The 3406-nt window shown below is 73.8% G+C and carries 3 protein-coding genes; all 3 read left to right on the forward strand.

Annotated elements, in window-relative coordinates:
- Nucleotides 1-612: MFS transporter (locus GXP76_RS34720; protein WP_374363686.1), on the forward strand; the 612-nt coding region annotated here is incomplete at its 5' end.
- 216 nt (nt 613-828) lie between these two features.
- Nucleotides 829-2148 carry a monodechloroaminopyrrolnitrin synthase PrnB family protein gene (locus GXP76_RS34725; RefSeq protein ID WP_242575597.1) on the forward strand — a complete coding sequence of 440 codons (1320 nt, stop codon included), beginning with the start codon at nt 829-831 and terminating at the stop codon, nt 2146-2148.
- A partial coding sequence (locus tag GXP76_RS34730; protein ID WP_242575598.1) for a flavin-dependent oxidoreductase occupies nt 2145-3406 on the forward strand: 1262 nt, incomplete at its 3' end. The genes GXP76_RS34725 and GXP76_RS34730, both read left to right, overlap by 4 nt.

A 3406-nucleotide genomic window follows, 5' to 3' on the forward strand; every position in this document is an offset into this window, starting at 1 on the left:
GCCCAGATGGCGCTCTTCCCGATGTTCTTCCTGGTGAGCCTCTACCTCCAGAGCGTCCTCGGCCAGAGCCCCCTCCACGGCGGGCTCGGCCTGCTGCCGCTCTCCCTCGTCGTCGTCGCCACCGCCCCGCAGGCCGGCCGCGCCATCGGGCGGCTCGGCCTGCGCGCCACGATGACGCTCGGCTTCACCCTCCTGTTCGCCGGCATGCTCTGGCTGTCGCTCGCGCTCGCGGCCGAGGGCACCTTCTTCTCCACCGTCCTCGCGCCCAGCCTCCTGCTGGGTGTCGCTCTGCCGCTCGTCATGGTGACCACCAACGTCGCCGCGACCGCCGACGCGGCGCCGGGCGAGACCGGACTCGCCTCCGGACTCGTCAACACCAGCCAGCAGTTCGGCTCCGTGCTCGGACTCGCCGTACTCGTCGCGGTCGCCACCGCCCGTACCGACGCGCTCGGCGCGGCCGGCGCCGCCGACGAGACCGCGGGCTTCAAGGCCGCCCTCCTCGCCGGCGCCGTCCTCGCCGCCTGCGCCGCGCTGCTCTCCCGCCGCCTGCGGCTCCCCGCGCCCGTGTCCGCGCCCCCGCACCAGGACCAGGTCGGCGGCGCCCGGGGGTAGACCAGGAGGATGAGCGAGTGCGCAGGCGGGGCAGGGCCCGGTCGACGGTCCAAGGTCCGGTGAGGACCAGGGGGGATCGCCGCGAACGGGCAAGGGGCCGCCGGCCGGTCGGGACGCGTGAAGGAGCGCGACAGTGGCCGCGACGGCGGGACGCCGCCCGTCCCGTGTCCCACCACCCACCCGACCCACGGCGAATTCGTAGGGGGATGCACTTCCATGACGCTGTACGACCTTGTCGCGCCCGCGATCGAGGCGCGCTGCGAACCGCGCTACCGAATAACCGGCATACGCGCGGCCGATCCGCTGGGCGCCGACGCGATACTCGCCGCCGTACCCGCGATGAACCGCGACGCCGACGTTCCCGCGCTCACCCTCGCCCTGCGCGCGCTCGTCCCCGACCCCGACCGCACCGCCTCGCTGGGCGTGGTCGAGGCGCTCGCCGCCGTACGCGACCTCGGTCTGCTTCTCGGCTCGCTGAAACGGCACGGTGCGGAGCCGCTCGCCGCCGTCCCCGAGGCCCTGCCCGTACTCCAGGAACTGGGCCGCCGCACCGGCATGGTGCCGCGCGACACCGTGCACCACTACACGACGTGGAACCCACTCGGCGACCGCCAGCGCATGTACACCGGCGAGAAGATGGAGGGGCACCTCCAGGACGCCGTACGAATGGTCTTCCCCGCGCTCGTCGCCTCGCTCGACACCTGCTCGGAGCTGGCGGGGCTGGAGCCGTACGACACCCGGTTCGCCGACGCGCTCGACCGTACGGGCCGGCACGTCCAGGCCATGGTCGACTCCATCGACTTCACGGTCGCGCAGGTCACGCCGGACTTCTTCGCCCGGGACCTCCGCCCGTACTTCGAGGAGATCGACATCGCCGGCCGCGACTACCTGGGCCCGGCGGCGGCCCAGGTGCCGCTCTGGCTGGTCGATCTGACGCTGTGGCAGAGCGACCGGAGCAGTCCGGAGTACGACGCGTTCCTCGACGACTCGGTCCGCTACAGCCTGCCGTCGTGGCGGGTCTTCCACGCGGCGCACCGCGGCTCGACGTCCGCCGTGAGCAAGCTGTCCGCCGCGATCAGCTGGGAGTCGACGCCGCGGCTGCCGCCGGTGCTCGCCGCCTCGGCGGTGTCGCTGGCGCGGGTGCTGCGGATACTGAAGACGTTCCGCGCCCGGCACATCGGCATCGCGCGCAAGGCGTACAGCGACGAACTGCGGCTGTACGAGGCGGGCAGCGGGGGCGCGCCGATCGCGCTGCTGCGCTCGGTGCTGGACCTGACGCGGGACAACGAGACGCTGGTGCGGCACGCGAACGTGCGCATGCACGCGCCGATGACACCGCCCACGTCCGCGCGCAAGCCCGCCCCGAGACCGGCTCCGAGACCGGGGGCGAAGGCCGCGGCGAAGGCCGCGGCGAAGGCAGCGTCGGCGACCGCTGCCGCGTCCACGTCCGCCGCCACGCCGCGACCCGCGCCCACGCCCCCCTCCGCGTCCGCGTCCGTCACCGCATCGCTCCGCGAAAAGAGATTCACCCCATGACCCACATCATGATCGCGGGCGGTGGCATCGCCGGCCTCACCACTGCCCTCTCCCTGCACGCCGCCGGCTTCGACCGGATCACCGTCGTGGAGGCGGCCCGGGAGATCCAGCCGCTCGGCGCCGGGCTGAACATCATGCCCAACGCGGTACGCGAACTCGACGCGCTCGGCCTCCTCGGGCGACTCGACGAGTGCTCCGTACGCACCCGTGAACTGCGCTACTACCACCGCGCCGGCGGGCTGATCTCCCGCGAGCCGCGCGGCCTTGCGGCCGGCTACCGGTGGCCCCAACTGTCCATCCACCGCGGCGACCTGCAACGCGTGCTCGCCGACGCGGTACGGGAGAGGCTCGGCAGCGACGCCGTGGTCGCCGGGGTCCGGGTCGACGGCGTGGAGACCTCGCCGGACGGCCGCGCGCGCGTCCTGCTCGCGCACCGCGACGCACGGGGCGGCAGCGGCGCCTCCGCTTCCCTGGAGCCCGACGTGCTCATCGGCGCCGACGGCATCCGCTCGGCGGTACGGGCCGCGCTGAACCCCGGCGAGGGCGAACCTCCGTGGAACGGCATGCTCGTCTGGCGCGGCGTCTCCCGCGTCCCCGCGCACCGCGCGGGCACGTTCATGTTCATCGCGGGCGACGACCGGCAGAAAGCCGTGGTCTACCCGATGACACACCCCACCGGTCCCGCCGGAGACGACCGGTACGTCCTCGTCAACTGGGCGCTGGCGATGCCGTCGACGGAGCTCACCGACGCCGGGCGCGGCGACTGGAACCGGCCGGTCCCGGTCGCGAAGTTCGCGCACCACTACGCCGGCTGGGAGTTCGACGGCGTCAGCGTCCCCGAGATCCTGGCCGCCGCCGACCGCGCCTTCGAGTACCCGATGGTGGACCGCGAGCCCCTGGCGCGGTGGACCCACGGCCGTACGACCCTGATCGGCGACGCGGCCCACGCCATGTACCCGATCGGTTCGAACGGCGCGACGCAGTCGATCGTCGACGCGCGTGCGCTGGCACACGCGATGGCGACGCACCCGGACCGGGCCGAGGCGCTGACGGCCTACGAGACGGGGCGCCGCCCCGCCATGACGGAGCTTCAGCGGGCCAACCGGCGGCAGGGCCCCGAGGTCGTCATCACTCTGGCCCACGCGCGTGCGCCGGGCGGCTTCACCGACATCGCGGACGTGATCGCGCCGTCCGAACTGGCGGAGATAGCGGCGCGGTACGCGGCGACGGGCGCTTTCGACCCGGAAACGGTGAACGC

It is taken from the genome of Streptomyces sp. NP-1717 (assembly GCF_022695985.1).
Taxonomy (GTDB): Bacteria; Actinomycetota; Actinomycetes; order Streptomycetales; family Streptomycetaceae; genus Streptomyces.